Here is a 26199-nt window from a genome sequence, read left to right as displayed (position 1 = left end):
AGCGCCCGCTTCCTTGCGTCACCCTATGATCCACCGCGGATGCAGGGCCGTAAAAAGGATAACTTCAACAAAACGGCGCGGGTATGAGCAGCTTTGACGGAAAAACCTATTGGATCATCGGCGCAAGCGAAGGCTTGGGCCGTGCCTTGGCCGAGGCGTTGAGCCATAAGGGCGCGCATCTGATCTTGTCTGCACGCAACGCCGCGCGTTTGAATGAAATCTGTTCCAAGCTTCCAAATGCACGCGCGATTCCTTGTGATGTGACCGATTTAGACTCTGTGCGTAGTGCCGTGGCCGAGGCCAGTCAGATCGACGGGCTGGTTTACAATGCAGGCGCTTACGAGCCCATGCGCTCGGGCGATTGGGATACCGAAGCATCGCTCAGGATCAGCGATGTGAACTATTCGGGGGCGTTGCGGGTGTTAGGTGAAACGGTTCCTGGCTTTGTTCAGACAGGTCAGGGAGAGATCACTTTGATCGGGTCGCTGGCCGGGTATCGCGGTTTGCCTGCCGCTATCGGATATGGGGCCAGCAAGGCGGCGCTGATCTCGCTGGCCGAAACGATGCGGCATGATCTGGCGGGCACCGGTGTGACGGTGCGCATTATCAATCCCGGCTTCATCAAGACCCGCCTGACCGACAAGAACAGTTTTAAGATGCCGATGTTGATGACGGCAGAGGACGCCGCAGAGCGCGTGGTTAAAGCGATGTCGCGCCGCCGGTTCCGTACCGATTTCCCGGCACCATTCTCGTGGTTTATTCGTCTGATCGACTACCTGCCGGATCTGCTGGTGTATCGCGGAAAATAGACTCTAACAAAACTGCCCCTGACAGAACCAGCCTGCCGACATGGTGCCTCCATGCCCGTAGAACAGCCATAGACGCTCTCCTTGTTCCGTCACCACCACCCAGTAATCCCGCACGCCACTGCGCCAGTTGGGATCATCCAACCACCATTCCGGTGCGATCCGTTCCGGGCCGGTGGCCTGAGCCAGTTGCCAGTCGCGCCCACGCCACCGGAAGGCGGTTGGGACATCCGGGGTTTCCGGCGCCATAACCGGCTCGGGCTGCCACATCTGCAAGGGGCGTGGGCGCGGCGGTGCAGGCCAGTCGCGCGCGGGTTCCGACCATGCAGCCGCCAGCGTCTGTGCCGTTTTCTCGGGGATATGAGAGGCGGCCGGATGCCGTCTTGTGATCGCCTCCAGCCCCACCCGCGCACCCAGCTTGCCGATCAGGTCATCCACGGCTGTATTACCCTCAAGCCGGTTACGGGCCACGCGGCGTGCCTCGGCGTGACCGGCGATGGTGCGGGCATGGATGGTCTCGGTCTGGATCGCCTCAAGCCGTAGCATGTCGATGCCATAGCCCGCATCGATCTTGTCAATCTTCATCTCTAACAAAGGGCGAATACGATGTTTGTCATAAGTCGGACGGGCTAGTCCAATCTCGACGACCTCGGCCGCCTGATCGGCGCGATGCGCCTCCAGCCGAAGGGTGCGGACACCACGATCTTTCTCTTCCAGCTTGGCGCAGAGCGTGGGCAGCACCCGATCAACAGCGGCCATCACATCCTCAATCAGGCCGATTGGGTTGGGCAAAGTCATCCGCACCGCAAAATGATGCGGCGGGCGGGCCGGAGAAACCGGCTCGGGCGCGCTGCCCATGGCCTGATCCAGCCGCAATACCAACCCCCGCCCGAACCGCCGCGCCAGCGACGCGCGCGGCTGGCCCAGCAAGTCACCGATCCGGCGCAGGCCCAGACGGTTCAACTGCGTCACAACCGGGTCGTCCAGTCGCAGCGCCGCGATGGGCAGGGGGCTGAGCGCGCCATAGGATTGCCCCGGCGCTGCAATACGCGCGCCACCACCCAAGGCCATCACCTGCGGTGCGGCCCCGCCTTTGGTCCAGTGCCGCCGTTTGCCTGCCCGGGCGCGGGTGGCGCGGGCCTCTTGGCTGATGGCGTCGCCATTGCGGTCGGATGTGGCCTCTTGCCCTGCATAGCGCGCCAAAGCCCAGGCTGCGCCCAGCGTGTCGGCAATGCCCATTTGTACGCTGAGGCCCATATCAGCGCAGTCCGTTTCAAGCACGCTCAGCAGCGTCTCTTCCCCGCCAAACAGATGCGCACAACCCGACAGATCAACGATCAGCCCATCCGGAGCTTCTTCGGCCACCCAAGGGCTGAACTTGCCCGCCCAGCGGCGCAGCGCGGTTAGAAACGCGGCCTCGGCCGGGGCGTTGCGGTGCCGTGTGATCAGGCTGGCGCACATGGCATGGGCATCGCGCACGGGCTGGCCCACACGCAGCCCGGCGGCCTGCGCCTCGATATTTAGCGAGGTAATGACCTGCATGTTCGACTGCTCAGTGACCACAGCCAACGGCCCGGAATGCAGCCCCCGCGCGGCGCGGATCAGCCGTTCAGCCCCAAGACGGGGAAACCACAGTGAAAGTATTCGGCGTTTTGGCATCGGCAGACATTAAATATTCCCATTTTGTTCTTATCCGAGAATCAACGCCCGAGTCCACGCTTACCCGCAGGTCAGGCGCTGAATTACACCGGCACCATTTACAAAGACGTTCAGCCTGTCGATCCGGTAATCCTGCGTTGCAATGTCATCAGGTCCCAGCACACGGGTGCGTTCCGGCAAATCGGCCTGAATGGTCGAAACCGGCTGGCCCACCGAGTCGGCAAATGCTTCGCCCTGACAAAAGGCCAGATCAACCGGCGCGGCCTCGGGCGCAAGTCGCGCTTCTTCGGGGGTCGGGGTCTCGGCGCAGGCGGCCAGAAGGATCAGAATCGGTAAAAATCGGTGCATTGGCGTTCCTCATTCCGGCAATGTCGTTTCTGCAATATCAAACAATTAGCAAGTCTGTCATGAAAGCACAGTTGAAAACACCCTGCAATTGACGCAGGGTCGGGTCAAAGAAGACAGGGAGACAGTGATATGCGCACCCGTGCCGCCGTCGCCGTTCAGGCGGGCAAACCTTTGGAAGTGATGGATGTGAACCTCGAAGGTCCCAAGGCGGGCGAGGTACTGGTGGAAATCAAGGCCACCGGCATTTGTCATACAGACGAATTCACCCTGTCGGGTGCCGACCCCGAGGGCCTGTTTCCGGCCATTCTGGGCCATGAAGGCGCAGGCATCGTGGTTGAGGTCGGCCCCGGCGTCACCAGCCTGAGGCCGGGCGATCATGTGATCCCGCTCTACACCCCTGAATGCCGTGAATGCGAATACTGTCTGCACCCGAAGACCAACCTGTGTCAGGCAATCCGCGAAACCCAAGGCAAGGGTCTTATGCCGGACGGGACCTCGCGATTCTCGACATTGGATGGCGACCCGATCCTGCACTACATGGGCTGTTCGACCTTCTCGAACCACACTGTTCTGCCGGAGATCGCGCTGGCCAAGGTGCGTGAAGACGCGCCTTTCGACAAGATTTGCTACATCGGCTGCGGCGTGACCACCGGTATCGGAGCCGTCATCAACACCGCCAAGGTCGAGATCGGCAGCCGCGCCATCGTGTTTGGTCTGGGCGGCATCGGCCTGAACGTCATTCAGGGCCTGCGTCTGGCCGGGGCAGATCAGATCGTGGGCGTTGACCTGAACCCGTCGAAGGTCGAGATGGCCACGAAGTTCGGCATGACCGATTTTGTGAACCCCAAAGAGGTCGAAGGCGACCTGGTTCCCTATCTGGTCAACCTGACCAAGGGCGGCGCGGATTATACCTTTGACGCGACCGGCAATGTCGGCGTGATGCGCGACGCGCTAGAATCGGCGCATAAAGGCTGGGGTGAATCGATTATCATCGGGGTTGCCCCTGCAGGTGCCGAGATCTCGACCCGCCCGTTCCAGTTGGTCACCGGCCGGTCATGGCGCGGCACAGCCTTTGGCGGCGCGCGCGGCCGGACCGACGTGCCCAAGATCGTCGACTGGTACATGGAAGGCAAAATCGAGATTGACCCGATGATCACCCACACCATGGGTCTGGATGACATTAACCACGGCTTCGACCTGATGCATAAGGGCGAGAGTATCCGTTCGGTCGTAGTGTATTGAGAAAACTGAAGTAATCTCGAAGGGCGGGCTTTTGCTCGCCCTTTTTCGTTACTACATTCCGCAATACGAATTACTTTTGTTTGAGGAATTTCAGTGACAACAGCAGGCATGGATCGCTTGGCGGTCCTTATTGATGCAGAGAATGTACCCGCAAAACACGCGCCGGAGATTTTTGAAGAAATCGCCACCTTGGGCGAGGCCAGCCTAAGGCGGATCTACGGAGATTTTTCGAACGGGTCGCCGCAGGGTTGGAATTCTGGATCATTGGCGGAATACGCAATCGTTCCCCAACAGCAATTTGCAAATACGTCCGGAAAAAACTCCAGTGACATCGCGCTGGTCATAGATGCGATGGACATCCTGCATTCCGGTCGATTTGGCGGGTTTGTACTGGTGTCGTCGGACAGCGATTTCACTCGTCTGGCCAGTCGCGTTCGAGAGCAAGGGCTGGATGTTTTTGGAATTGGTAAAAGTAAAGCGCCCAAGGCGTTTGTGGCGGCGTGTAATAGATTTATTTATATTGAAAATATTGAAGCCGGCGCATCGAACGGAAAGCAATCTGATAGTCAGGTTCCGAAACGCGAGTTGAACCATGCGTTTCAATTGATCAGAAACGTGATGCGCAATTCTGACGAGCCTGAAGGTTGGTTAAAACTAGGATTTGTGGGTAGCCAGCTTAACAAAATCTATACTGATTTTGACCCCAGAAGCTATGGCTTTTCCAAGCTAAGCGATTTGGTTCGTGCGACAGGAAAGTTTGATGAGCAAGGGGCAAACGGTGACTACAAAGTCAGATTGAAAGCTGGAAAGTGAGCTGTTCTCGGAAAATGTAGCGCCTAGTCTGCATCGATTTCACTCACCCGGTCGCGACGCCCCTGTATCTGATCGTGGAGACCGTACCCGCAGAACCGGGGTGTTCACAGACGTGGTGTTAGAGCGACTCTCCCTCCAGACCACAAAGACACCGGACGCAATGATGATACTGGCCCCGACGGCGACCCAGCCGTCCGGGTGTTCCCCAAAGAAGACCATGCCGAAAATCGTGGCCCAGATGATCTGACTGTATTGGCTGGGCGCGACGACCCCGGCGGGTGCCGCGCGGTAGGCGAGGATGATCAGGTGCTGCGCGATGACCGAAAACACGCCGACCAGCGCCATCATCGCCAGATGCAGCAGGGATGGAGGCTGATATACAGCCGGCTGCGCAAGGCTCATGACCAGAATGGCCAGCAGCATAGGATAGAGGATCAGCACGGCGGATCGTTCCTCGTTCCCGATCTTGCGCACCAGAACAGAGCCAAACGCGCTGCAAAATGCGGCTGTCAGGGCGGCGAGGTGGCCGAGTGTGATGTCTGTCGCGCCCGGGCGCAGAACGATCAGAACGCCGATCAGACCAACACCGACCGCGGCCCAGCGTTGGACGCGCACAACTTCTCCCAGAATGGGGATCGACAGGACGGTCACAATCAGCGGGAAGGAAAACAGCAGCGAATAGACCTCGGCCAGTGGTAGCACCGAAAAGGCGTAAAAGGCGCAGACCATGGATGTGACCACAAGGCCCGAGCGCAACAGCACCAGCCAGGGATGATGCGGACGGAAGTTGCTGGGTGTCCGGTCGGCCAGCATGGATACGGCCATTGGCACAAAGGAAAACAGCGTGGCGAAAAAGATGATCTGCATCACCGAATAGGTCCCGCCCAACACCTTGATCAGCGCGTCGTGGCTGGCAAAGACCGCGAATCCCGCAAACGCGAAACCAAGGCCCCTGAGGGTGGTGTTTTGAGTGCTCATGGATCGGCCTCGGGTGATGTCGGTGTGGTGGCACTGTGCCGTGGCAGCGCAAAGGGGCTGTCTTGCCCTTGAGTAACCCCATTTTTGCGGTCCGCATAGCCCCTATTTTACCGCTAACATGGCAAAGCCGCCATGCAGAGGGATCAACGCAGGATCGGTGGCGCGTCTTTGGGTTGACGGGCCGATTGCACGCCTGCCTTCATCCCCACGCCGATACGCCGGGCCAGCGCGACCCATGGGGTTGCGGTTTCGTGTGGCAGCGTCTGGGTGGCTACTTCTTCGAACAGGTCCAACCAGTGGGCAAACATCGCGGGTTTTACATCGGGCCGTTCGATATGGACCCGCTGTGGATTGCCGTCATAGCTGCGTTCAAACAAGATGGCGTTGCGCCAGAACGCGGCGATCTTTTCCTCATGCGCGGGCCAGTCGGTGACATGGTTGGCAAAGACCGGACCTAGCACAGCGTCTTCACGTACGCGGGCATAGAAGGCGTGGACCTGCGCATTGATCTGATCGGGTGTCGCCGGAAAGCGCGGCGGCAGGATGGGTCTGGTCATGAGGTCACCAAATTCGACTCTGTCCCGGGGAAGTATCCCCTTCAGCCGTCATGCAACAGGCGTGGTTTTGTCGCGCGGCTCGGGCGTCAGCAGATGCCGTAGCAAGGCCACCGGATGCGCCCGCAGGCTGAGGCGGGTGGCGACATAATCTTCGACCACCTGCTCACCCAATGTCATTTGCGGCAGATAGGCTTCGGGCTCGTCCAGCGCCTCACCTTCCATATCTTGCGAGAACAGGGGCAAGGGCTTGGCGGTTGCAATCGCCTTAGCCTGCCACAATGCCTCGCGCCGGGTCAGGTCGCAGGCGGCGAAGGCATCGGCCTCGGCCAGGCGTTCGATCACCGACGGCCCCAGACCCGCGCGACGCCACACATCGTCGACCTGATGGTAGCCGTTGCCGCGCGCGGCGGTCAGCCAGCTGGCGTCTTCCTCGCTGAGGCCCTTGATCTGGCGGAACCCCAGCCGCAGGGCCAGCCCGCCATGGCCGTCGGGCTCCATCACGTTGTCCCAGAAGCTGGCATTGATGCAGACCGGACGCACCTGCACCCCATGTTCCCGCGCATCGCGCACGATCTGGGCAGGGGCATAGAACCCCATCGGCTGTGAATTCAGCAGGGCGCAGGCGAAAATCCCGGGATGGTGGCATTTGATCCAGGCGCTGGCATAGACCAGTAGCGCAAAGCTGGCCGCGTGGCTTTCAGGGAAGCCATAGGACCCGAAGCCTTCGATCTGTGAAAAGCAGCGCTCGGCAAAGTCGTCATCATACCCGTTGCGCTTCATTCCGCGCAGGAACAGCGCGCGAAATTCGCTGACATTGCCATGCTTTTTGAAGGTTGCAAGCGACCGTCGCAGCCGATCGGCCTGTTCCGGGGTGAACCCCGCACCCACAATGGCGATCTGCATCGCCTGTTCCTGAAACAGCGGCACGCCCAGCGTTTTACCCAGCACCTCACCCAGTTCGTCCGAGGGGAAGCTGACCTCCTCCTCTCCGTTCCGGCGGCGGATATAGGGGTGAACCATGTCGCCCTGAATGGGGCCGGGGCGGATGATGGCGACCTCGATCACCAGATCATAGAAATTGCGCGGCCGCATCCGGGGAAGGAAGTTCATCTGTGCACGTGATTCAACCTGAAACACACCGATACTGTCTGCTTTGCACAGCATGTCATAGACCACCGGATCCTCGGGCGGCAGGGTTGCTAGTGTATAGCTGGTCTGGTGGTGCTGACCAATCAGATCGAACGCCTTGCGGATGCAGGTGAGCATCCCAAGGCTGAGGACATCGACCTTGAGGATGCCAAGCGAGTCGATGTCATCCTTGTCCCAGCAGATGATCGTGCGGTCTTCCATCGTGGCGTTCTCGATGGGAACAAGCTCGTCCAAACGCCCCTCTGTTATGATAAAACCGCCGACGTGCTGGGATAGATGACGGGGGAAACCGTCAATCTCATACACCAGCATTAGAGTCTGTTTCAGGCGACGGTCCTCGGGATCGAGGCCGATCTCGCGCATCCGGTGCGCCTCAAGCCCGACGGTCGAAAAGAAGCCCCAAAGCTGCGAGGACAGCGCCGAGATCGTGTCCTCGGTCAGCCCCATAGCACGGCCGACCTCGCGAATGGCCCGCTTGCCGCGGTAATGCACGACCGTGGCGCAGAGCCCCGCGCGTTCGCGGCCATAGCGGTCATAGATGTGCTGGATCACCTCTTCGCGGCGTTCGTGTTCAAAATCCACGTCAATGTCGGGCGGTTCGTCACGCGCCTCAGAGACAAAGCGTTCGAACACCATCGTACCCATTTCGGGGCTGACTTCGGTGATGCCGAGGCAGAAACAGACCACCGAATTGGCTGCCGAACCACGCCCCTGGCACAGGATGCCCCGAGATCGGGCGAAATGGACGATGTCGCGGACGGTCAGGAAGTAGGGTTCATATTTCAGTTTGCCGATCAGCGTGAGCTCATGGGCCAACATCTTCTGAGCCTTATCCGACGCGCCCGCAGGATAGCGCCATTTCAGCCCCTCATGCGCCAGACGATGCAGGCGTTGGGTCGGAGTTTCCAGTTCGCTGCCTTCGCTGGGATATTCATAGCGCAGCTCGTCGAGCGAGAATGTGAGTTGCATGCTGAGTTCATGGGCGCGGGCAACAGCGCCCTCGTGACCTTTGAAGATGCGCAACATCTCGGTCTCGGATCGCAGGCGCTGTTCCCCATTGGCAAGCGCTTCGCGGCCCAGATCATCCACCTTACGGCGCAGGCGGATGGCGGTCAGAACGTCGGCCAGCTTACGACGCGCGCCGTGGTGCATCATCGGTGTGGCACTGGCGAGGGTGGGGATGCCCAATTGCTTTGATTCAATCTCTAACAAAGAGAAATATGCGCTGTCTGCACCATCGTATCGAGGGTGCATCAACAGGTTTATCCGACCGGCAAAGCGGCGCGTCAGCTGTTGCGGTTGTGTCCTCCACGCGCTCGCGCCGCCTTGGGATCTGTCCACTTGTGGCCAGAGCAGCAGGTGGAGGCCGTCGGAAAACTTCAATAGGTCGGACAGGTGCAGGATGCAGTCGCCTTTCTCGGCACGCAGGCGACCAGTGGACAGGATGCGGCATAGGTTGCCCCAACCCTGTCGGTTCAGCGGCAAGGCGGTGACGGTGGGTGCATCGGTAAAGATCAGCCGCGCGGCTGGGATCAGGCGCGGCACTGCGTGAATCGGATACGAGGGCGGTTTGGGGATGTGGTCAGGGCAGGGTGGGCCGATGGAGGTGTTCTGCTCTTCCCACTCCAGCCGTTCGCGGACCTTGCGGGTAATCTCGCGCGCCTGGGTGTGGGCGCGGACAATCCCGGCGACCGAGTTGTCATCGGCAATCGCAATGGCGGGCAGGCCCAGGGTGACGGCGCGCTCCATGTATTCCTCGGGGTGCGAGGCCCCGGTGAGGAAGGTGAAATTCGATGTTATCGACAGCTCGGCATACATGGCGAGTCACTATTATATTCACGTTTTGTTCTTTTTCGAGTCCTTTGCGCAGAAAACGGGTCGCTTGAGATCGATCAGATCGGCAGGGTCGGCAAAAAGGAGACCCGATATGTTCAAGATAACCGCACTGCCCACATCCGAAGTTCGCGCCCTTCAAGCTGGAGCGCCGGACGCTTATGGCGCTACGCCCGAGCGCACCGTTTCGACGGGTACAGGCAACCCTTGCCGCCACTGCCTACAGAACATTCCCGAAGGCGAAGAGATGCTGATATTGGCCCATCGTCCTTTTTTAGAGACACATCCGTATGCGGAAACCGGCCCGATCTTTCTGTGTGCCGCACCGTGCGAGCGGTATGAGGGGGAAGAGATGCCCGAGATTCTGACCACCTCTCCTGACTACCTGATCAAGGGCTATGGTGCGGATGACAGGATCGTCTATGGCACCGGGGCGATCACGCCCATGGAGCAGATCGGCGCAGCGGTGAAGGGCATCTTTGCTCGACCGGATATCGCTTATATCCATGTCCGCTCGGCCAGAAACAACTGCTATCAGGCGCGGATCGACCGCGCCTAAAGCTTAACGCGGTGCATTCCCCGGCGCGGCTGATCCTGATCGTCAGCAGGTTCCTCGGCGCGCGACGATGTCAGTGCAAGGAACACATCCTCAAGATCGGCTTCCTCGGTACGCACGTCGCGAATGCGAATACCCACGGCACGAACGGCTTCCAGAACCTGCTCGGCGCTGGTTTGATTGCCCTGATATTGCAGCACAAGGCTGCCATCGCCGCGCAGCGCGGCTTCGACCCCTTCCGTTACCGGCAGATTCACCACGGGACTGTCCGGGACGATCACCATCGTCCGGCTGTCCATCCGACCCAGCAGGTTGGCGGTGCTGTCCTGAGCGATCTTTTCGCCATGGTTGATGATGGCGATCTCGTCACACATCTCTTGCGCTTCTTCGAGATAATGCGTGGTCAGGATGATGGTCATGCCCTGTTCATTCAGTTTGCGCACATTGGTCCACAGCATTTGACGCAGTTCGATATCCACACCTGCCGTAGGTTCGTCCAACACCAGAATCTTCGGGTGATGCACCAGCGCCTTGGCCAGCAAAAGCCGCCGCCGCATCCCGCCCGACAGCGTGCGGGCATACGCCTCGGCCTTGTCGCTGAGACCCACAAGTTCCAGAATCTCATCGCTGCGGCGCTGCGCCTTTGGCACGCCGTACAGACCGGCCTGAACCTCCAACGCGCCACGTGGGGAAAAGAACGGGTCCAGGTTCAGCTCTTGCGGCATCACGCCAATGGCGGCACGCGACTGGCGCGGGTTCTGATCCTGATCGAATCCCCAAATTGAAACTTTGCCGGACGATTTCACAACCAGCCCAGCGAGAATGTTGATTAGGGTCGATTTCCCAGCCCCGTTTGGCCCCAACAGCCCAAACACCGACCCGCGCGGAACGGTCAGGTATATGCCTTTCAGCGCGTGTTTCTCGGGCTGGCCCTTGCCGCCGCGATAGGTTTTGCGCAGCCCTTCGATCCTGATTGCCGCATCGCTCATGTGGCTCTTGCCCCCGGTTTGCTCATCGCTCATAAACGCACCTAGTACATGCCCGCGAGGCCGACAACCGAAGAAGGATCGCCAGCCGTGACCATCGAAGCGCCGGAAACCAAGATCGTCGAAACCACCCGTGTTGCCTGTGATGGCGGTGAAGGTGCGTTGGGGCATCCGCGCGTGTGGCTGCAAATCCCCGAAGACACCGGCTGGGTCGAGTGCCCCTATTGCGACTGCAAATATGTTCTGAAGGGCACAGAACAGGGCTGATTGCCCGCCTAACCGGGTTTCGCCCAAATCTCGCCGCGATTTTCGTGGTAGTGCGTTGGTACAACCATCGTAGGTGAGTGTGATGACCGACATGACTGCCACTGACACGGCCAACCCGGTTTTTGGTTGGATCGGGTTTTTCCTTGCTGCATTGGCTTTATTCGCTGCGTTGTTTGTGTTTTGGGCCGGTCCTTTTGCGCTGCAACACTCCACCGGCGTTTCATTGGGTGAACTGGCGGCTGAGCTTGGCAAGTCCACCCTGCGGGCCGCAGCCGGGCTTGAGCAGCCTGCACCCGTGGCCCAAACCCGCGACCTGGACGATTACTTGCAAATTGGTGTGGCTATGCTGGGTGGGCTGGCAATTGTTGTCTCGGTGATTGGCATTCTTCGTCACGAAAAACGACGCCCGGCCATCGCCGGAATGGCCATTGGAACTGGCGCGATCCTGTTCCAGTTCTTCGCCTTCGCTTTCTTCGCTTTCCTCGGCGTTCTGGTGATCATGGCGCTTCTGAACAGTTTCTCGGACGTTTTCGGCGGCCTCTTTGGTGGCTAACACACGTTCCTGACTGGTCACCCGCCTGCCCCTGTGGCAGAACCATCCCTGACCGACAGGGAGAGCGCGCATGAGCAATTTTGGAAAAGGGTGTCACCTGCATCTGATCGACGGATCGGCCTTTATTTTCAGGGCTTATCACGCGCTGCCTCCGCTGACTCGAAAATCCGACGGATTACCGATCGGGGCGGTCTCGGGCTTCTGCAACATGCTGCAGAAATATGTCGAGGGAAACGCCGGACCGGATGCGCCAACTCATGTCGCGGTGATCTTCGACAAGGGTTCGCACACGTTCCGGAACGATCTCTACGATCTGTATAAGGCCAACCGCGAGGCGATGCCCGAGGACCTGCGCCCGCAGATGCCCCTGACGCGCGAGGCGACGAAAGCCTTCAACATCGCCTGCAAGGAATTGGAAGGGTACGAGGCCGACGACATCATCGCCACGTTGGCCGTTCAGGCGCGTGAGGCCGGGGGCCGTGTGACCATCGTCAGTTCCGACAAGGACCTGATGCAGTTGGTCGGCGACGGCGTTGAGATGCTGGATGCGATGAAGAACAAGCGCATCGACCGGGACGGGGTTATCGAGAAATTCGGTGTTGGGCCCGAACGGGTGGTCGATGTGCAGGCTTTGGCCGGGGATTCGGTGGACAATGTGCCGGGTGCCCCTGGGATTGGCGTGAAAATCGCAGCTCTGCTGATCAATGAATATGGCGATCTGGAAACGCTGCTGGATCGCGCGGAAGAGATCAAACAGCCTAAGCGCCGCCAGACGCTGATGGAAAAACGAGACCAGATCGAGCTGTCCAAGAAGCTGGTGCAATTGGACGAAAACACGCCGCTGGATTTCACTCTGGACGATCTTGAGGTCAAAGACCCGGATGCCGAAACCCTTCTGGGGTTCCTGGCCGAGATGGAGTTTCGCACTCTCACCAAGCGCATCGCAGATAAACTGGGGGCCGAAGCTCCGGTGATTGCTGACGCGCCTGCGCCTGCGGCTGAAGAACCAGAGGCAACGCTTACTCCGTTTGATGCGTCGAAATACGAGTGTGTTCGTGACGCCAAGGCCCTGCAAAAGTGGATCGATCAGGCTTATGAACGCGGTTGGGTCGCTGTCGATACCGAAACCACCGGTCTGAATGAGATGATCGCCGATCTGGTCGGCGTCTCGCTTTGTGTTGAAGCTGGTGAGGCTTGCTATATCCCGCTGACCCACCGCGATGGGGCCGCCGATGATCTGTTCGGCTCGGATGCATTGGCTGAGGGTCAGATGCCGTTGGATGAGGCTCTAACCTTGCTGAAACCGATGCTCGAGGATCCGTCGATCCTAAAGATCGGGCAGAACATGAAATACGATGCCAAGATCTTTGCGCGCCATGGCATCAACGTTGACCCAATCGACGACACGATGTTGATGTCTTATGCGATGCATGGCGGCGAGCATGGGCATGGAATGGACACATTGTCCGAGCGGTATCTGAGCCATACGCCAATCCCGATCAAGCCGCTGCTGGGATCGGGTAAATCCGCAATCACATTCGACAAGGTTCCAATTGATGAGGCCACGGCCTACGCCGCTGAGGATGCGGATATCACCTTGCGTCTTTGGCAACTGTTCAAGCCTCAACTGCATCAGGTCCAAGTGACGACGGTGTACGAGACGTTGGAACGCCCCCTGGTGCCCGTCTTGGCCGAGATGGAGATGCATGGCATCAAGGTGGACCGCGATGTGCTGAGCCGTATGTCCAACGCATTTGCGCAGAAAATGGCCGGATTAGAGGCTGAAATTCACGAGCTGGCCGGTGAGACTTTCAATGTTGGATCGCCCGCGCAGTTGGGTGAGATTCTGTTCGACAAGATGGGTCTTGAGGGTGGCAAGAAGGGGAAGACCGGGAAATATTCGACCGGGGCGGACATTTTGGGAGATCTTGCGACCGAGCATGAACTGCCGCGCCGGGTGCTGGATTGGCGGCAGCTGTCCAAGCTGAAATCGACCTACACAGATGCGCTGCAGACCCATATCAACCCCGATACCGGGCGGGTGCACACGTCTTATTCCATCACCGGGGCGAATACGGGACGTTTGGCCTCGACCGATCCGAACCTTCAGAACATCCCGGTGCGGACCGAGGAAGGGCGACGCATTCGTGAGGCGTTTATCGCTGAGCCGGGCAATGTGCTGGTTAGCCTCGACTACAGTCAGATCGAACTGCGGATTCTGGCGCATATTGCGGATATTCCGGCTTTGAAACAGGCATTCTCGGACGGGTTGGACATTCACGCCATGACGGCATCCGAGATGTTCGATGTGCCGCTGGACGAGATGACGCCCGACATTCGCCGTCAGGCCAAGGCGATCAACTTTGGTGTGATATACGGCATCTCGGGTTTTGGTCTGGCGCGGAACCTGCGCATTCCGCGGGCCGAAGCCCAGGGCTTCATCGACCGCTACTTCGAACGTTTCCCGGGCATTAGAGCCTATATGGACGACACCGTCGCCTTTGCCAAAGAACATGGCTATGTCCAGACGCTGTTCGGGCGCAAGATTCATACGCCCGAGATCAACGCCAAGGGACCTCACGCCGGGTTCTCAAAACGAGCAGCAATCAATGCGCCCATTCAGGGCACTGCAGCGGATGTGATCCGACGGGCCATGGTGCGGATGCCTGGGGCGATCAATGGCCTGCCGGCCAAGATGCTGTTGCAGGTGCATGACGAATTGCTGTTCGAAGTGGCCGAGGATTCAGTGGATCAGGTGATCGGTGTGGCGCGCGAAGTGATGGAAGGGACCTCGGACCCCGCGGTCAAGCTGGACGTCAAGCTGAGTGTGGATGCCGGGCAAGGCGCAAATTGGGCCGAGGCGCACTAGCGACGCGCCTCATCCGGCCCGGCGGGCCCTCTTCGTCGCGGGTCAGTCCTGCGGCCTGACCATGCGGTTCACCATACGTTGCACGGAAGGGCCGAACAGCAGAATGACGGTAAAGGCGATGGGCCAGCAGAAGGCCCAGGATGCCATCCAATCTTCGAATGTGCTTGGGCCGAACCCGATGGCTTTCACTGTTGCGATCCCTGTCACGATAAAGGACATGAGGCCGGACATGATCAGGCTGAATACGGCGCGGGCATAGCGGGCTGGTATCATGGCGGGTATCCTGAAGGTCGTATTGCCTTTGATCTGCAACATTTGCCTGTAAAATACCAGTGCTAGGGCTGCATCCAATCAAGGCTTTGGGATGTTCGTGAAGTCGAAGGTGTGTATTCGGCACTGACCCAACCGGTGTAACCGGACGCGTCCATGGCCGAGAACAAGTTCTGGAAATCGGTTGGTCCGCGCCCCGGTTCCGATCGGTCCGGGGCCGCGCCGATCTGCGCGTGGATGACCCTCGGGTGAAATTGTTCCCAAACGGCTTGTGCATCACCGTGGATCATGTGGGCGTGAAAGCTGTCATATTGCAGACCAACATTCGGGCGATTCACACGATCCAGCACCTCGGCTGCCAGATCGTAGCTGTTCAGGAAGTAGTCAGGCTGTGACACTGGATTGAGCGGCTCAATAGTAAATTTCTGCTGCGGGGCGCTATCGGCAGCCCATTGCAGGTTCTGGACAAAGCTATTCAGCGCATCCGACCCCGAGGCATATCCTGACATAATGTGGATGAGTCCTGGGCGCAGAACATCAGCATAGCGCAGGACACGGCGGATATCCGACTGAAACCGGGCCTCGCCGCCAGGAACCGCTGCGTATCCGGGTTGGCCGCCCGTGTAATTGGGCGGCGGCGCGTTGATCAGTACCAGCTCTAACCCGTTGGCCAATAGGGCACGGCGGGTTTCTTTTGCGGCCATGTCATAGGGGAACAGGATCTCAACGGCAGTGAAACCAGCATCAGCGGCGGCCTGAAACCGGTCGAGATAGGACAATTCAGTAAAGAGCAGGGACAGGTTGGCGGCAAATCTGGGCATGTGCGGTCTTTGGTTGTGGTAGTCCGACCCTAACCGTCACGCCTTTTCCGGGGAAGAGACTGAAAACGACAAGTTGTCGAAAACCGGCCAGATCATGACCGCAGGATCAGGGACAGTGACGCCATATCAGCGAATCATTTCCAGGCTGAAACAACAAAAAAGGTCTGATCCCATGGCCATGAGCCCTGAACCCGCAAGCGGGAACGCGGCATCGTTCTCATCTGCGCGCAGTTCGGCCCTGTCGGGCAACGGGCTGGCCGTGGCGTCGATGATGGCATGGGCGGCCGGGTTTCCTGCGGCCGAGGTCCTTTTGCAAAGCTGGCCACCAGTGGCGCTGCTGGCTGCGCGTCTGGCGCTGGCTGTCGTTGTGATGTTGCCACTTTGGTTCATTCTTGACGGACCAAGCCACGTATTGAGGGCGAAATGGGGCCGGGCAATGGTTGTTGGCAGTTTCGGCTACGGGGTCGGTATGTTCCTTCTGATTCTGGCTCAGAAGCTGACGGACCCAGTGACCGTTGCAATTATTGCATCCTGCGCGCCGCTGGCAGCAACGTTGCTTGAACTTGCCGCTGGCACCCGGCGATTAAAGTGGAACTTTGCCATTGGCGTGTTGGTGTCGATTGTGGGCGGATTGATTGCCACCAGCGCCAATGCCCCGGCGCAACTGGGGCTGGGCGCTGTCTGTGCAATTGCGTCAACCGGACTTTTCTGCTGGGCCAGTATGGCGACGGTTCGCGACTTTCCCGAGCTCAGCCAAACCGGGCGCACCACGATCACCTTTACAGGTGGGTTGCTGATGGCCGGGGTTCTTTGTTTTGGGTCCGCGCAAATGGGTATGGATGTGATGCCGCGCGCAGCAGTGGATGCGCAGCAGGTTGGGATGCTTGTGATCTATGCGCTGATTGCCATGGGGCTGAGCCAGGTTCTGTTCATCGCGTCAGTCGGTAAACTGGGGGTTGCCTTGGCGTCGTTCCATATCAACATCGCACCGTTTTACGTGATGCTGATCATGCTGATGCTGGGGGATGACTGGAACTGGACCCGCGCGCTGGGCGCGGGTGTCGTCGCTTTGGCCGTTGTCTTGGCGCAGGACCGCGCGCCGCGGCAGTCCCGAGGATCAGCCAAGCTCGGTTGACGGGATCAGCCCAAAGAACTTTTGGCCAGACCAGACGCCAAACCAGCCGTCGTGATGGGTGCCAATCTCAACCAGGCGATAGAAACTTTTGCGATCTATTCGTGCTTCAAGATCGGAACGGATCATGATGTAGGGTGAAGGTTCGTTTGTCACCGGGTCGATAACGATCCGGATCGGATGATCTGACCCTGCAACAGCGTGATCGCCTACATGAGTGGTAAAGGTCAGGATTTGCTGCTCGCCTTCGCCCTCACGATCAAAATCTACGGCGACAAACGGCGCGTCTTCGACAGTGATTCCCACCTTCTCGACCGGGGTGACGAGGAAGTATTTCCCATCTTCTTTCTTAAGAATTGAGGAAAATAGCTTCACCAGCTCGAAACGGTTGATGGGTGAGCCTAAATAACTCCAGGTGCCATCTTTTGCGATATGGATGTCCAGATCGCCGCAAAACGGGGGATTCCATAGGTGAACGGGCGGTAAACCCTTGGTTTTGGCCGCTTTGACTGATGCAGCCAGACCATCCGGCGACGGTTTCACAGGTTTTTGTCCGCTCATTGCTTTTGCCATTTCCTCTTAGCGCGATACACTTCAATCATATTAGTCCACGGAAGGGAAAGTCATGACCGAACCTGCCGACCTCGTAGCCGAGATCGAAGCGCTGGAAAACAAGCTGCAAGAGGCCAAGTCCTCGATCACCCGTCGCTTCATCGGGCAGGAAAGGGTTGTGGATCTGACCCTGACCGCGCTGTTGTGCGGTGGTCATGCCCTGCTGATCGGTTTGCCGGGGCTGGGAAAAACGCGTTTGGTCGAAACGCTGTCGACCGTGATGGGCTTGAACGGCAACCGCATCCAGTTCACGCCCGACCTGATGCCCGCAGATATTCTTGGGTCCGAGGTTCTGGATACCGCCGATGACGGGTCACGACATTTCCGCTTTATCTCTGGCCCAATCTTCTGCCAGTTGTTGATGGCGGATGAGATCAACCGCGCCAGCCCGCGAACGCAGTCGGCTTTGCTGCAAGCGATGCAGGAACGCACGGTGACAGTGGCGGGTGAAGATCGTTCGCTGGGAACGCCCTTCCACGTATTGGCCACGCAAAACCCGATCGAACAGGAAGGCACCTATCCGCTGCCCGAGGCGCAGCTGGACCGTTTTCTGGTTCAAATCGACGTCGAATACCCGGATCGGCAGACCGAGCGCGATATTCTGCTGGCCACAACCGGTGTGGAAGAGGAAGAGGCGCATCAGATTTTCACCAAAGAAGACCTGTTGGCGGCCCAAGTTCTGCTGCGCCGGATGCCAGTTGGTGAATCGGTGGTCGAACTGATCCTTGATCTGGTCCGCGCGTTCCGCCCTGAGGAAGCAGGCGTGTCCGAACGCGTTGCAGAAACCGTGGCCTGGGGCCCCGGTCCCCGCGCGGCGCAAGCGCTTATGATGACAGTGCGGGCTCGTGCGATGTTGCAAGGGCGGTTGGCTCCGAATGCCGAGGATGTTCTGGACATGGCGCGCCCGGTGCTCAGCCACCGGATGGCGTTGAACTTTGCGGCGCGGGCGCGCGGTGACAGTCTTGCCGAGCTGATTGACTCGACGGCTGCCGGTCTGATCCGCACCGAGGCCGCGGCGTGATTGCGGCGCTGACCCTTCGCGAAAGATCCGAGGCCGAGGCGTCCCGGCTGCCGCCGCTTTTGGCGCGGGCCGAACATTTGGCCGGAACCGTCCTGTTGGGCGATCACGGGCGGCGGCGCTCGGGTATGGGCGATGATTTCTGGCAATACCGCCCCGCGCAAATCGGGGACAGTCGCCGGATGATCGACCACCGCCGTTCGGCGCGGGGGGATCAGCAGTTTGTGCGCGAGCGCGAATGGCAGATCGCGCAATCGGTGATGCTCTGGGTCGATCAAGGTGCGTCTATGCGGTTTTCGTCTGACAAATCGCTGCCAACAAAGGTGGATCGCGCCCGGTTGTTGGGCCTGGCAACTTCGATCCTGCTGGTACGCGGCGGAGAACGTGTCGGCCTGACCGGAACAACCCTGCCGCCCCGGCGCGGCAACGCGCAGATCATCCGTTTGGCGCAAGCCTGGTCTGAAGATGATCAAACGGATTACGCCCCCCCTGAACACCGTGCCATGATCCCCCATGCCCGCGCCGTGTTCATCTCGGATTTCCTTGGTCCCATGGACGAGGTTGAATTGGCCCTGACCAAAGCGGCCGACCGTGGCGTGCGCGGTGTGGTGTTGCAAGTGCTTGATCCAGGCGAAGAGACATTTCCGTATCGGGGCCGGACGATATTCGAAAGCGTCGGAGGATCTGTCCGACACGAAACCCTCAAGGCGGCTGAGTTGCGGGACCGCTATTTGGAACGTCTTGCACGCCGCAAGGATGCCCTGACGCAGTTGTGCCGTGCAACCGGCTGGCAACTGGGCTTGCACCATACGGGCGATAGCGCACAAGCGGCTCTGTTATGGCTTTATCGGGCCTTGGATGGGGGCACGCGATGACGGTTCTTGCGGGCATAGGCTTTACCGCGCCATGGGTTTTGCTGGGTCTTTTGACCCTGCCGATCCTGTGGCTGATCCTGCGCGCTGTACCGCCCGCACCGATCCGCCGGATGTTCCCGGCTGTTACGCTGTTGTTGGGGCTGAAGGATGACGAAAGCGTTTCGGATCGGACCCCATGGTGGTTGTTGCTGCTGCGGATGTTGGCGGCTGCGGTCATTATCATCGGTCTGGCCGGACCGGTTCTGAACCCATCGCGGGATGAGACCGGCACCGGTCCGCTGTTGCTGGTGCTGGATGCCAGTTGGGCCGGTGCAACGCGCTGGTCAGCCACTCTGGACCAGATAGACACTCAACTGTCCGAAGCCGGACGTGCAGGACGAACTGTTGCGATTCTGCGCCTGACAGAGCCGGAAGAACCCGTTTTTCAAGCGGCCGAGGCATGGCGCGGGCGCCTTCCGGGGCTGGCCCCAAACCCTTGGCAACCGACCGCAGATCAGCTTTCGCAAACCATCGCGGCACTGGACGAGTTTGAAGGCGGCTTTGAAACGCATTGGTTCAGCGACAGGTTGGACTATGCCCAACATGCCGGGTTGGTTTCTGCCCTTCAGGCGCGTGGTGATGTGACGGTCTATCAGGGGGCATCCAGGCCCATTGCGATCCTGCCGGCAGCCTATCAGGACGGGCTGATCCAATTGACGGTTCAACGCGCGGGTCCCGGCCCGGAAGAGCGGGTGACGGTTCTGGCACAGGGGCGCGATCCGGCAGGCACGGCGCGGGTGCTGCATTCGGTCGACCTGACCTTTGAAGCCGGGGAAACCACGGCGCAGATCGAACTGGCACTGCCGTCGGAATTGCGCGCTCGGATCACGCGCTTTGAAATTCAGGGCCAAAGATCAGCCGGGGCCGTGACCCTGACAGATGACAGCTTGCGTCGGCGTGAGGTTGCGCTGATTGCCGGCACCCTGAACCGCGAAGGGCTGGAGTTGCTGTCGCCCCTGCATTACCTGACACAGGTTTTGATCCCCACGGCAGATTTTGTCGATGGGGGTCTGCTTGAGGTTCTGCCTGCGAACCCGGACGTGATTGTCCTGTCGGATGTCGCGCAAATGTCGGATACCGAAGGGGCCGGTCTGATCGAATGGGTCGAACAGGGTGGCCTGCTGCTGCGGTTTGCCGGTCCGCGCATGGCAGCCAGCGATTTGGGGCGGGACACCGAAGACACATTGCTGCCCGCACGTCTGCGCAGCGGAGGACGATCTGTCGGTGGCGCGATGAGCTGGGGTGAGGCCAAGACCCTGGCCCCGTTCCCCGAAAATTCACCATTCTATGGTTTGGACATCCCAGATGATGTGGTCGTCTCGACCCAGGTCATGGCTCAACCAGACCCTAATCTGGCGGATCGCGTGATTGCGTCTCTCTCTGATGGAACGCCATTGGTAACGCGCAAGGCGTTGGGATTGGGGCAGGTGGTGCTGTTCCACGTGACCGCAGATGCGGAATGGTCCAGCCTGCCGCTGTCGGGTCTTTTTGTCGAAATGCTGGATCGTCTGGCCGTGGCTTCGGCTGCGAAATCCAGGCAAGAGGCGCAGCTGCAGGGCACCACGTGGGAGCCGGTGCAGATCATGGACGGTTTTGGAGCATTGTCTGACGCAGGCACGCTGGTTGGTGTGGACGGGGTGCAGTTGATTTCAGGTCAGATCGGGCCGGATTTACGTCCGGGCCTGTATGAAAGCGGCAAGCAGAAACTGGCGCTGAATGTTGTTTCCGAGGATACTGAACTTCGCCCGTTGGTCTGGCCAGCCAATGTGCCGATCAAAGGGCAAGAGGCCAGCACCGAAACGCCGCTGTCAGGTCTGCTGCTTAGCCTTGCCCTGATCTTGCTTACAATCGACGTGATCGCCTCTTTGGCCCTGTCCGGCCGGTTGGGAATGACGCGCGTGGCTGCCGGGGTTCTGGCGGCGTTTCTGCTGGTGCCCGAGGTTCAGGCGCAGACGCCGGAAGACACCGAGTTCGCCTTGGCGGCGACGCATGAATTGGTTCTGGCACATGTGCTGACCGGCGACGCACAGGTGGACGATATTGCGCAGGCAGGGTTGCGGGGATTGGCACAAACCTTGTTCTATCGCACTTCGGTGGAACCCGCTGAACCAATCGGCGTCGATCTGGAACGCGATGAGCTGGCATTCTTTCCGCTGCTGTACTGGCCGATTTCCCCTAGCCAGCCTCAACCTTCTGCTGAAGCTTATGCGAAACTGAACGCCTATCTGCGCTCGGGTGGGATGATCCTGTTTGACACGCGTGATGCGGACATCGCTGGTTTCGGCGCGTCCAGCCCGAATGGCCGCAAGCTGCAGCAACTGGCTGCACCGCTGAATATCCCTGCATTAGAGCCGATTCCACGTGATCACGTTCTGACCAGAACGTTCTATCTGTTGCAGGATTTCCCGGGCCGTTACTCTGGCACAGAAGTCTGGGTGGAAGCTGCGCCACTGGATGCGGAACAGATCGAAGGGATGCCGTTCCGCAACCTCAATGACAACGTGACCCCGGTCGTCATCGGTGGGAATGACTGGGCCGGGGCCTGGGCAGTGGATCGCAACGGGCAGGCTCTGCTGCCTGTCGGGCGCGGTTACGCCGGAGAACGGCAGCGAGAACTGGCCAATCGTTTTGGCGTCAATCTGGTGATGCACGTGCTGACCGGGAATTACAAATCCGATCAGGTCCACGTGCCCGCCCTTCTGGACAGGCTAGGACAATGACCGGAACCGTCATATTCGACCCACTGATCCCATGGCCCATTCTGGCCGCTGTGGGTGCGATCGCCGTGGCGGGGGTTGTGTTGGCCCTGTGGCGTGGCCTGTCGGGCTGGGCGCTACGTGGGTTGGCGGCTCTGGTGGTTCTGGCGGCTCTGTCCGGTCCGGTTTATCAGATCGAAGATCGCGCACCGCTGACAGATATTGTCCTGATGGTCGAGGATGAAAGCGCCAGCCAGACGCTTTCGGACAGGGCGGAACAAACCGCACAGGCTGCCGAGGAACTCGCCGCCGAGATTGAGGGGCGCAACAACACGGAACTGCGCCGCATTCAGGTTGGCGACGGGGACGGGGATGAAGGCACGCAGGTTATGGCCGCCCTGAATGAGGCGTTGGCCGAAGAACCCCGTGCCCGGATCGCTGGTATCCTGGTGGTGTCGGACGGGATTGTGCACGATGTCGATCAGGCCCCGGATCTGCCCGCACCGATGCACCTTCTGCAAACCGGGCGTGAAAGTGACTGGGATCGCAGGCTTATCGTCCGCAATGCGCCGGCCTTTGCCATTATTGGCGAGCCGGTCACATTGACCCTTCGGGTGGAAGACAGTGGTGCTGCACCTGCGGGCGCGGCGACTGCGCCACTAGAGATTTCGGTCGATGGCGGCGCACCCGAGCAGTTCAGTGTTCCCATTGGTCGTGATGTAGAACTGCCCATCACGCTGCCCCATGGCGGTCGCAACGTGATCCAATTTTCTGTGCCGCAGGCCGACGGCGAATTGACCGACCGAAACAACACTGCCCTGATCCAGATGAATGGCGTTCGGGATCGTCTGCGCGTTCTACTGGTCTCGGGGGAGCCGCATCCCGGTGGGCGCACATGGCGCAACCTGTTGAAATCCGACAGCTCGGTCGATTTGGTGCATTTCACAATTCTGCGCCCGCCTGAGAAACAGGATGGCGTGCCTGTTGATGAGCTGTCCTTGATCGCCTTTCCCACGCGTGAGCTGTTTCTGGAAAAGATCAACGATTTCGATCTGATTATCTTTGACCGTTACAAGCGGCGCGGCATCCTGCCAGCGATCTATCTGGACAACGTTACCAGTTACATCAATGACGGGGGCGCGGTTCTAATTGCGGCAGGTCCCGATTTCGCCAGTGCCGACAGTATCTTCCGATCTCCCCTGGCACCGATCTTGCCGGCGCAGCCTTCGGCACGAGTGTTCGAAGAACGGTATGTGCCAATGGTCAGCGACTTGGGACAACGGCATCCGGTAACAACCAATCTGGGCGATTCCGAGGATTGGGGAGCGTGGTTGCGTCAGATCGACGTGAATCACCGATCGGGCGAGGTTTTGATGACAGGTATTGAAGAACGCCCGCTGCTGGTTCTGGATCGCGTTGGAGAGGGTCGCGTTGCGATGCTGGCCTCCGACCACGCTTGGCTGTGGAGCCGCGGTTTTGAAGGCGGCGGCCCGCAGTTGGAGCTGCTGCGCAGGCTCGCCCATTGGATGATGAAAGAACCCGAACTGGAAGAAGAAGCGCTGTGGGCTGAAGCCAACGGGCAATCGATGCGCATCATTCGCCAGACGCTTGAAGACGAGGTTGGGCCAGTGACGGTGACGCGCCCGAATGGCGAGACTTTGGAAATCACCTTGGAAGAAGTTTCTCCCGGTCGGTTCGAAGCACAATACTATGGGCCAGAGATCGGTCTGTACCGGTTGCAGGAAGGCGACCATATGGCCGTGATTGGCCTTGGCCCTGCTGCACCGAAGGAGTTTGAGCGTACCATCGCCATTGGCGATGTTCTGGAACCGATCTTGGCCAGTATGCGGGGTGGCGTGATCCGTTTGGAAGACGGTTTGCCATCCATCCGCGAAGTGCGCGCAGGGCGTCCTGCGGCTGGCCGGGGTTGGATCGGTCTGACCGCACGAAATGCGTATGAAACACGGGATGTTACGCAGGCGGGTCTGTTGCCGCCCTGGCTGGTTTTGCTACTGGCAGGAGGGTTCCTGCTGGGCGGTTGGCTTCGCGAGGGGCGGCGCTAATCAATCCTGATTGCGGCACGGTCCGATTGGCCCTGCGAATCCACCACAACAAGCGAGGTGAAACCGGCCCCCGGGTTGGGGATCTCGAACTCTCGCTGCCGCTGTCCGGTCAGCACGGGCACCCCATCTGCAAGCACTGAAAACGGCCCGACACCCCCGCGCAGTTTGACCGTTAGGGGTGCTCCAAATGTCTCTAACACGGCGTTTTCAGGCGGGAACAGCAGGTCCGGCGCGGAAGGATCATTTTCGAAAGCCGCTGTGCGGGGGCGGAAACGTTGCAAGGGTTGGGGCAATTGTGCAGCGCCCACCAACAAGGTCGAGGGCGGCGGCGGGCGCAGCGGGGTAAGCGCGGGTTTCAGCAGGCTGAAGGCTTCGGCCAGAAGCGGTGCGGCGAGGTCGCCTCCGAACGCGCCGGGAACTGGCGTTCCATCCGCACGACCCAGCCAGACCCCAATGACATGCTGCCCGTCAAAGCCGATGGCCCAGGCATCGCGGTGGCCATAAGATGTGCCGGTTTTGTAGGCCAGCGCGCCTGACACACCGCCTGCTGGGGGTGAAAGCCCGGCCAGAATGTCGGCAACCTGCCAGGCAGAAGTTTTTGACAAAACGCGCGGAGTTTGCCGCGTATCCGCCAGAGCGTCATGATGCAGGATCGGGCCTTGCCCACCGGCTGCAAGAGTGGCGTAAATCTGTACCAAATCGCGCAGGTTCAACCCCACACCGCCCAATGAGATCGCCAATCCGGGCGTGCCGCCGCTCAGACGCGGTTCCGATCCAGCCAAGCGCAGTGCTGTCAGCACGCGCGCAGGTCCCAATTCATTCGTCAAACGTACGACTGGGATGTTCAGCGACAATTGCAGAGCGTCCCGAACCCTCACATCGCCCCGAAATGCGCCATCAAAATTGCGCGGGGCGTATCGACCGAACATTACGGGGCTGTCGCTGATCAGGGTCTCGGGGTGGGCCAGTCCCTGATCGAAGGCCAGCCCATAGACCAGTGGTTTCAAAGTTGATCCAGGCGACCGCAGCGCTTGGGTCATATCCACAAAGCCCTGACGGGCATCCTGATACCCGGCGGACCCGACCGAGGCCAGAACCTCACCACTGCGGTGATCCGCGACGATCAGGGCCCCGGATACGCGCGGCCCGACACGGGTGGCGGCTTGGGCCACCAAACCCTCTAACCGGGCCTGCAACCGGGCGTTCAACGTCAAATCGACCGCGCCGGTTGCCTGGGTCAGGCGTTTCATCCGGTCGGTCAGGTGCGGCGCCAGACGTGGGAAAGGTCTCATATGATCTGGAATGATCTCCGCCATCGCCGCGCTGGTTTCAGCCGCAGTCAGGGTGCCATACCGCGCGAGCCTGCGCAGAACCCGGTCACGGGCTTCTCGTGCTATCCGTGGTTCACGATCTGGTCGTCGAGATTCCGGGGATTGCGGCAATGCGATTAACAGGGCCGCCTGTGCTGCGGTCAACCGTGTTGCGTCTTTTCCAAACCATGCACGGGTACCGGCTCGGATACCTTCCAGATTGCCTCCATAGGGTGCGTGGGTCAGATAGAGGGTCAGGATTTGCCGTTTGCTTAACTGCTGCTCCAGGGCCAATGCGACTCTAATTTGGCGAATTTTACCGCTCCAGCGCCCGGTCGAGCCATCTTCGATCAGCCGCGCGACCTGCATGGTCAAGGTTGACCCACCGGACACCGTGCGTCCATTCCAAAGGCTTTGCCCCACAGCGCGAAGCATCGCAACCGGGTCCACTCCGGCATGTGTCCAGAACCGTTTGTCTTCGTACCGGACGAGCATTGCGGTGAAATTCGGATCGACCGCACCGGGTTGCAATCTCCAAATCCCATCTTCAACCGGAAACGCACGCAAAAGGTCGCCGTTCCGGTCCCGCATCTCAACTGATGTTTCGGCCAGAACAGGGGGAAGAACTGTGGCATCGACCCAGCGGTGGACACCGTCCCGAGCCAGAGCCGTCAGATAGAGGGCACCGGCCAGGGCAAACAAAAACCGCGACGGCCTACGCATGACGGTCGTCCGGGCAGCGATATA

Annotated in this window: 22 protein-coding genes; 12 read left to right on the top strand and 10 right to left on the bottom strand. The window is 59.7% G+C overall.

Going from position 1 to position 26199, the window contains the following annotated elements; genetic code table 11:
* Positions 1 to 83: 83 nt before the first annotated feature.
* A complete protein-coding gene (locus ACXADZ_RS16755) occupies positions 84 to 809 on the top strand; it encodes an SDR family NAD(P)-dependent oxidoreductase (protein WP_475198082.1) in 726 nt (241 codons plus the stop codon).
* A 3-nt stretch (positions 810 to 812) separates the two neighbouring features.
* Here the strand turns inward: ACXADZ_RS16755 and ACXADZ_RS16750 are convergent, their stop codons facing one another.
* Entirely contained in the window at positions 813 to 2465 is a 1653-nt protein-coding gene (locus ACXADZ_RS16750; protein ID WP_475198080.1) for a DUF6504 family protein, read from the bottom strand.
* A gap of 60 nt (positions 2466 to 2525) precedes the next feature.
* Entirely contained in the window at positions 2526 to 2813 is a 288-nt protein-coding gene (locus tag ACXADZ_RS16745; RefSeq protein WP_171093065.1) for an I78 family peptidase inhibitor, read from the bottom strand.
* Positions 2814 to 2942: 129 nt separating this feature from the next.
* Here ACXADZ_RS16745 and ACXADZ_RS16740 point away from each other — a divergent pair, with 129 nt between their 5' ends.
* Both ACXADZ_RS16740 and ACXADZ_RS16735 read left to right on the top strand, forming a co-directional pair.
* Entirely contained in the window at positions 2943 to 4055 is a 1113-nt protein-coding gene (locus ACXADZ_RS16740; RefSeq protein ID WP_475198077.1) for an S-(hydroxymethyl)glutathione dehydrogenase/class III alcohol dehydrogenase, read from the top strand.
* 108 nt (positions 4056 to 4163) lie between these two features.
* The gene (locus tag ACXADZ_RS16735; RefSeq protein ID WP_475198596.1) at positions 4164 to 4868 is read left to right on the top strand and encodes an NYN domain-containing protein; all 705 of its coding nucleotides are present in this window, start codon (positions 4164 to 4166) and stop codon (positions 4866 to 4868) included.
* A gap of 39 nt (positions 4869 to 4907) precedes the next feature.
* Here the strand turns inward: ACXADZ_RS16735 and ACXADZ_RS16730 are convergent, their stop codons facing one another.
* The 3 genes from ACXADZ_RS16730 to ACXADZ_RS16720 all read right to left on the bottom strand — a co-directional run bounded on the left by ACXADZ_RS16730 (position 4908) and on the right by ACXADZ_RS16720 (position 9370).
* Entirely contained in the window at positions 4908 to 5846 is a 939-nt protein-coding gene (locus tag ACXADZ_RS16730; RefSeq protein ID WP_171093069.1) for a DMT family transporter, read from the bottom strand.
* A 143-nt stretch (positions 5847 to 5989) separates the two neighbouring features.
* Positions 5990 to 6403, bottom strand: coding sequence for a group III truncated hemoglobin (locus ACXADZ_RS16725; RefSeq protein WP_475198075.1), 414 nt, complete (start codon positions 6401 to 6403; stop codon positions 5990 to 5992).
* 48 nt (positions 6404 to 6451) lie between these two features.
* Complete coding sequence (locus tag ACXADZ_RS16720) at positions 6452 to 9370, bottom strand: error-prone DNA polymerase (protein WP_475198070.1); 2919 nt, start codon at positions 9368 to 9370, stop codon at positions 6452 to 6454.
* Positions 9371 to 9479: 109 nt separating this feature from the next.
* On the opposite strand from ACXADZ_RS16720, the gene ACXADZ_RS16715 reads away from it, so the two are divergent.
* Positions 9480 to 9944: a DUF1203 domain-containing protein gene (locus ACXADZ_RS16715; RefSeq protein ID WP_171093074.1), complete on the top strand. Its 465-nt coding sequence runs from the start codon at positions 9480 to 9482 to the stop codon at positions 9942 to 9944.
* On the opposite strand, the gene ACXADZ_RS16710 is transcribed toward ACXADZ_RS16715, so the two are convergent.
* Positions 9941 to 10930: an ABC transporter ATP-binding protein gene (locus tag ACXADZ_RS16710; RefSeq protein ID WP_475198593.1), complete on the bottom strand. Its 990-nt coding sequence runs from the start codon at positions 10928 to 10930 to the stop codon at positions 9941 to 9943. The genes ACXADZ_RS16715 and ACXADZ_RS16710 overlap by 4 nt on opposite strands.
* Before the next feature lie 87 nt (positions 10931 to 11017).
* Here ACXADZ_RS16710 and ACXADZ_RS16705 point away from each other — a divergent pair, with 87 nt between their 5' ends.
* The 3 genes from ACXADZ_RS16705 to polA all read left to right on the top strand — a co-directional run bounded on the left by ACXADZ_RS16705 (position 11018) and on the right by polA (position 14616).
* On the top strand, positions 11018 to 11194 hold the full coding sequence (locus ACXADZ_RS16705) for a zinc-finger domain-containing protein (protein ID WP_170533977.1): 177 nt from the start codon (positions 11018 to 11020) through the stop codon (positions 11192 to 11194).
* Positions 11195 to 11276: 82 nt separating this feature from the next.
* Positions 11277 to 11747 carry a hypothetical protein gene (locus tag ACXADZ_RS16700; protein WP_475198066.1) on the top strand — a complete coding sequence of 157 codons (471 nt, stop codon included), beginning with the start codon at positions 11277 to 11279 and terminating at the stop codon, positions 11745 to 11747.
* 70 nt (positions 11748 to 11817) lie between these two features.
* Positions 11818 to 14616, top strand: coding sequence for a DNA polymerase I (gene polA / locus ACXADZ_RS16695; RefSeq protein ID WP_475198064.1), 2799 nt, complete (start codon positions 11818 to 11820; stop codon positions 14614 to 14616).
* 42 nt (positions 14617 to 14658) lie between these two features.
* On the opposite strand, the gene ACXADZ_RS16690 is transcribed toward polA, so the two are convergent.
* Both ACXADZ_RS16690 and ACXADZ_RS16685 read right to left on the bottom strand, forming a co-directional pair.
* Complete coding sequence (locus ACXADZ_RS16690; protein WP_475198062.1) at positions 14659 to 14889, bottom strand: DUF2798 domain-containing protein; 231 nt, start codon at positions 14887 to 14889, stop codon at positions 14659 to 14661.
* 62 nt (positions 14890 to 14951) lie between these two features.
* Positions 14952 to 15707, bottom strand: coding sequence for a hydroxypyruvate isomerase family protein (locus ACXADZ_RS16685; RefSeq protein ID WP_475198060.1), 756 nt, complete (start codon positions 15705 to 15707; stop codon positions 14952 to 14954).
* 178 nt (positions 15708 to 15885) lie between these two features.
* Between ACXADZ_RS16685 and ACXADZ_RS16680 the strand changes: the two genes are divergently transcribed.
* Positions 15886 to 16842: a DMT family transporter gene (locus ACXADZ_RS16680; protein WP_475198057.1), complete on the top strand. Its 957-nt coding sequence runs from the start codon at positions 15886 to 15888 to the stop codon at positions 16840 to 16842.
* Here ACXADZ_RS16680 and ACXADZ_RS16675 read toward each other — a convergent pair.
* Positions 16825 to 17400, bottom strand: a complete 576-nt coding sequence (locus ACXADZ_RS16675; protein WP_475198055.1) for a DUF1285 domain-containing protein — start codon at positions 17398 to 17400, stop codon at positions 16825 to 16827. The genes ACXADZ_RS16680 and ACXADZ_RS16675 overlap by 18 nt on opposite strands.
* A gap of 64 nt (positions 17401 to 17464) precedes the next feature.
* On the opposite strand from ACXADZ_RS16675, the gene ACXADZ_RS16670 reads away from it, so the two are divergent.
* The 4 genes from ACXADZ_RS16670 to ACXADZ_RS16655 are packed head-to-tail and all read left to right on the top strand — an operon-like array spanning position 17465 to position 24142.
* On the top strand, positions 17465 to 18472 hold the full coding sequence (locus tag ACXADZ_RS16670) for an AAA family ATPase (protein WP_475198054.1): 1008 nt from the start codon (positions 17465 to 17467) through the stop codon (positions 18470 to 18472).
* Complete coding sequence (locus ACXADZ_RS16665; RefSeq protein WP_475198052.1) at positions 18469 to 19344, top strand: DUF58 domain-containing protein; 876 nt, start codon at positions 18469 to 18471, stop codon at positions 19342 to 19344. Before ACXADZ_RS16670 ends, ACXADZ_RS16665 begins: the two co-directional genes overlap by 4 nt.
* A complete protein-coding gene (locus tag ACXADZ_RS16660; protein ID WP_475198051.1) occupies positions 19341 to 22103 on the top strand; it encodes a DUF4159 domain-containing protein in 2763 nt (920 codons plus the stop codon). Before ACXADZ_RS16665 ends, ACXADZ_RS16660 begins: the two co-directional genes overlap by 4 nt.
* Positions 22100 to 24142, top strand: a complete 2043-nt coding sequence (locus tag ACXADZ_RS16655; RefSeq protein WP_475198049.1) for a hypothetical protein — start codon at positions 22100 to 22102, stop codon at positions 24140 to 24142. The genes ACXADZ_RS16660 and ACXADZ_RS16655 overlap by 4 nt, the downstream gene beginning before the upstream one ends.
* Here ACXADZ_RS16655 and pbpC read toward each other — a convergent pair.
* The gene (gene pbpC, locus ACXADZ_RS16650; RefSeq protein WP_475198047.1) at positions 24139 to 26175 is read right to left on the bottom strand and encodes a penicillin-binding protein 1C; all 2037 of its coding nucleotides are present in this window, start codon (positions 26173 to 26175) and stop codon (positions 24139 to 24141) included. The two genes, ACXADZ_RS16655 and pbpC, sit on opposite strands and share 4 nt — an antisense overlap.
* Positions 26176 to 26199 lie beyond the last annotated feature (24 nt).

The organism is Ruegeria sp. ABM4_193 (genome assembly GCF_056158705.1).
The sequence above is the reverse complement of the archived record's forward strand: the minus strand, read 5'-3'. Positions and strand labels throughout refer to the sequence as shown.

Bases quoted from the DNA above. Each gene is read 5' to 3' on its own strand.
- pbpC (WP_475198047.1), bottom strand. From the start codon at position 26,175: ATGCGTAGGCCGTCGCGGTTTTTGTTTGCCCTGGCCGGTGCCCTCTAT.
- ACXADZ_RS16655 (WP_475198049.1), top strand. From the start codon at position 22,100: ATGACCGGAACCGTCATATTCGACCCACTGATCCCATGGCCCATTCTG.
- ACXADZ_RS16755 (WP_475198082.1), top strand. From the start codon at position 84: ATGAGCAGCTTTGACGGAAAAACCTATTGGATCATCGGCGCAAGCGAA.
- ACXADZ_RS16710 (WP_475198593.1), bottom strand. From the start codon at position 10,930: ATGAGCGATGCGGCAATCAGGATCGAAGGGCTGCGCAAAACCTATCGC.
- ACXADZ_RS16745 (WP_171093065.1), bottom strand. From the start codon at position 2,813: ATGCACCGATTTTTACCGATTCTGATCCTTCTGGCCGCCTGCGCCGAG.
- ACXADZ_RS16680 (WP_475198057.1), top strand. From the start codon at position 15,886: ATGAGCCCTGAACCCGCAAGCGGGAACGCGGCATCGTTCTCATCTGCG.
- ACXADZ_RS16735 (WP_475198596.1), top strand. From the start codon at position 4,164: ATGGATCGCTTGGCGGTCCTTATTGATGCAGAGAATGTACCCGCAAAA.
- ACXADZ_RS16720 (WP_475198070.1), bottom strand. From the start codon at position 9,370: ATGTATGCCGAGCTGTCGATAACATCGAATTTCACCTTCCTCACCGGG.
- ACXADZ_RS16685 (WP_475198060.1), bottom strand. From the start codon at position 15,707: ATGCCCAGATTTGCCGCCAACCTGTCCCTGCTCTTTACTGAATTGTCC.
- ACXADZ_RS16750 (WP_475198080.1), bottom strand. From the start codon at position 2,465: ATGCCAAAACGCCGAATACTTTCACTGTGGTTTCCCCGTCTTGGGGCT.
- polA (WP_475198064.1), top strand. From the start codon at position 11,818: ATGAGCAATTTTGGAAAAGGGTGTCACCTGCATCTGATCGACGGATCG.
- ACXADZ_RS16690 (WP_475198062.1), bottom strand. From the start codon at position 14,889: ATGATACCAGCCCGCTATGCCCGCGCCGTATTCAGCCTGATCATGTCC.
- ACXADZ_RS16660 (WP_475198051.1), top strand. From the start codon at position 19,341: ATGACGGTTCTTGCGGGCATAGGCTTTACCGCGCCATGGGTTTTGCTG.
- ACXADZ_RS16730 (WP_171093069.1), bottom strand. From the start codon at position 5,846: ATGAGCACTCAAAACACCACCCTCAGGGGCCTTGGTTTCGCGTTTGCG.
- ACXADZ_RS16715 (WP_171093074.1), top strand. From the start codon at position 9,480: ATGTTCAAGATAACCGCACTGCCCACATCCGAAGTTCGCGCCCTTCAA.
- ACXADZ_RS16700 (WP_475198066.1), top strand. From the start codon at position 11,277: ATGACCGACATGACTGCCACTGACACGGCCAACCCGGTTTTTGGTTGG.
- ACXADZ_RS16725 (WP_475198075.1), bottom strand. From the start codon at position 6,403: ATGACCAGACCCATCCTGCCGCCGCGCTTTCCGGCGACACCCGATCAG.
- ACXADZ_RS16675 (WP_475198055.1), bottom strand. From the start codon at position 17,400: ATGAGCGGACAAAAACCTGTGAAACCGTCGCCGGATGGTCTGGCTGCA.
- ACXADZ_RS16740 (WP_475198077.1), top strand. From the start codon at position 2,943: ATGCGCACCCGTGCCGCCGTCGCCGTTCAGGCGGGCAAACCTTTGGAA.
- ACXADZ_RS16670 (WP_475198054.1), top strand. From the start codon at position 17,465: ATGACCGAACCTGCCGACCTCGTAGCCGAGATCGAAGCGCTGGAAAAC.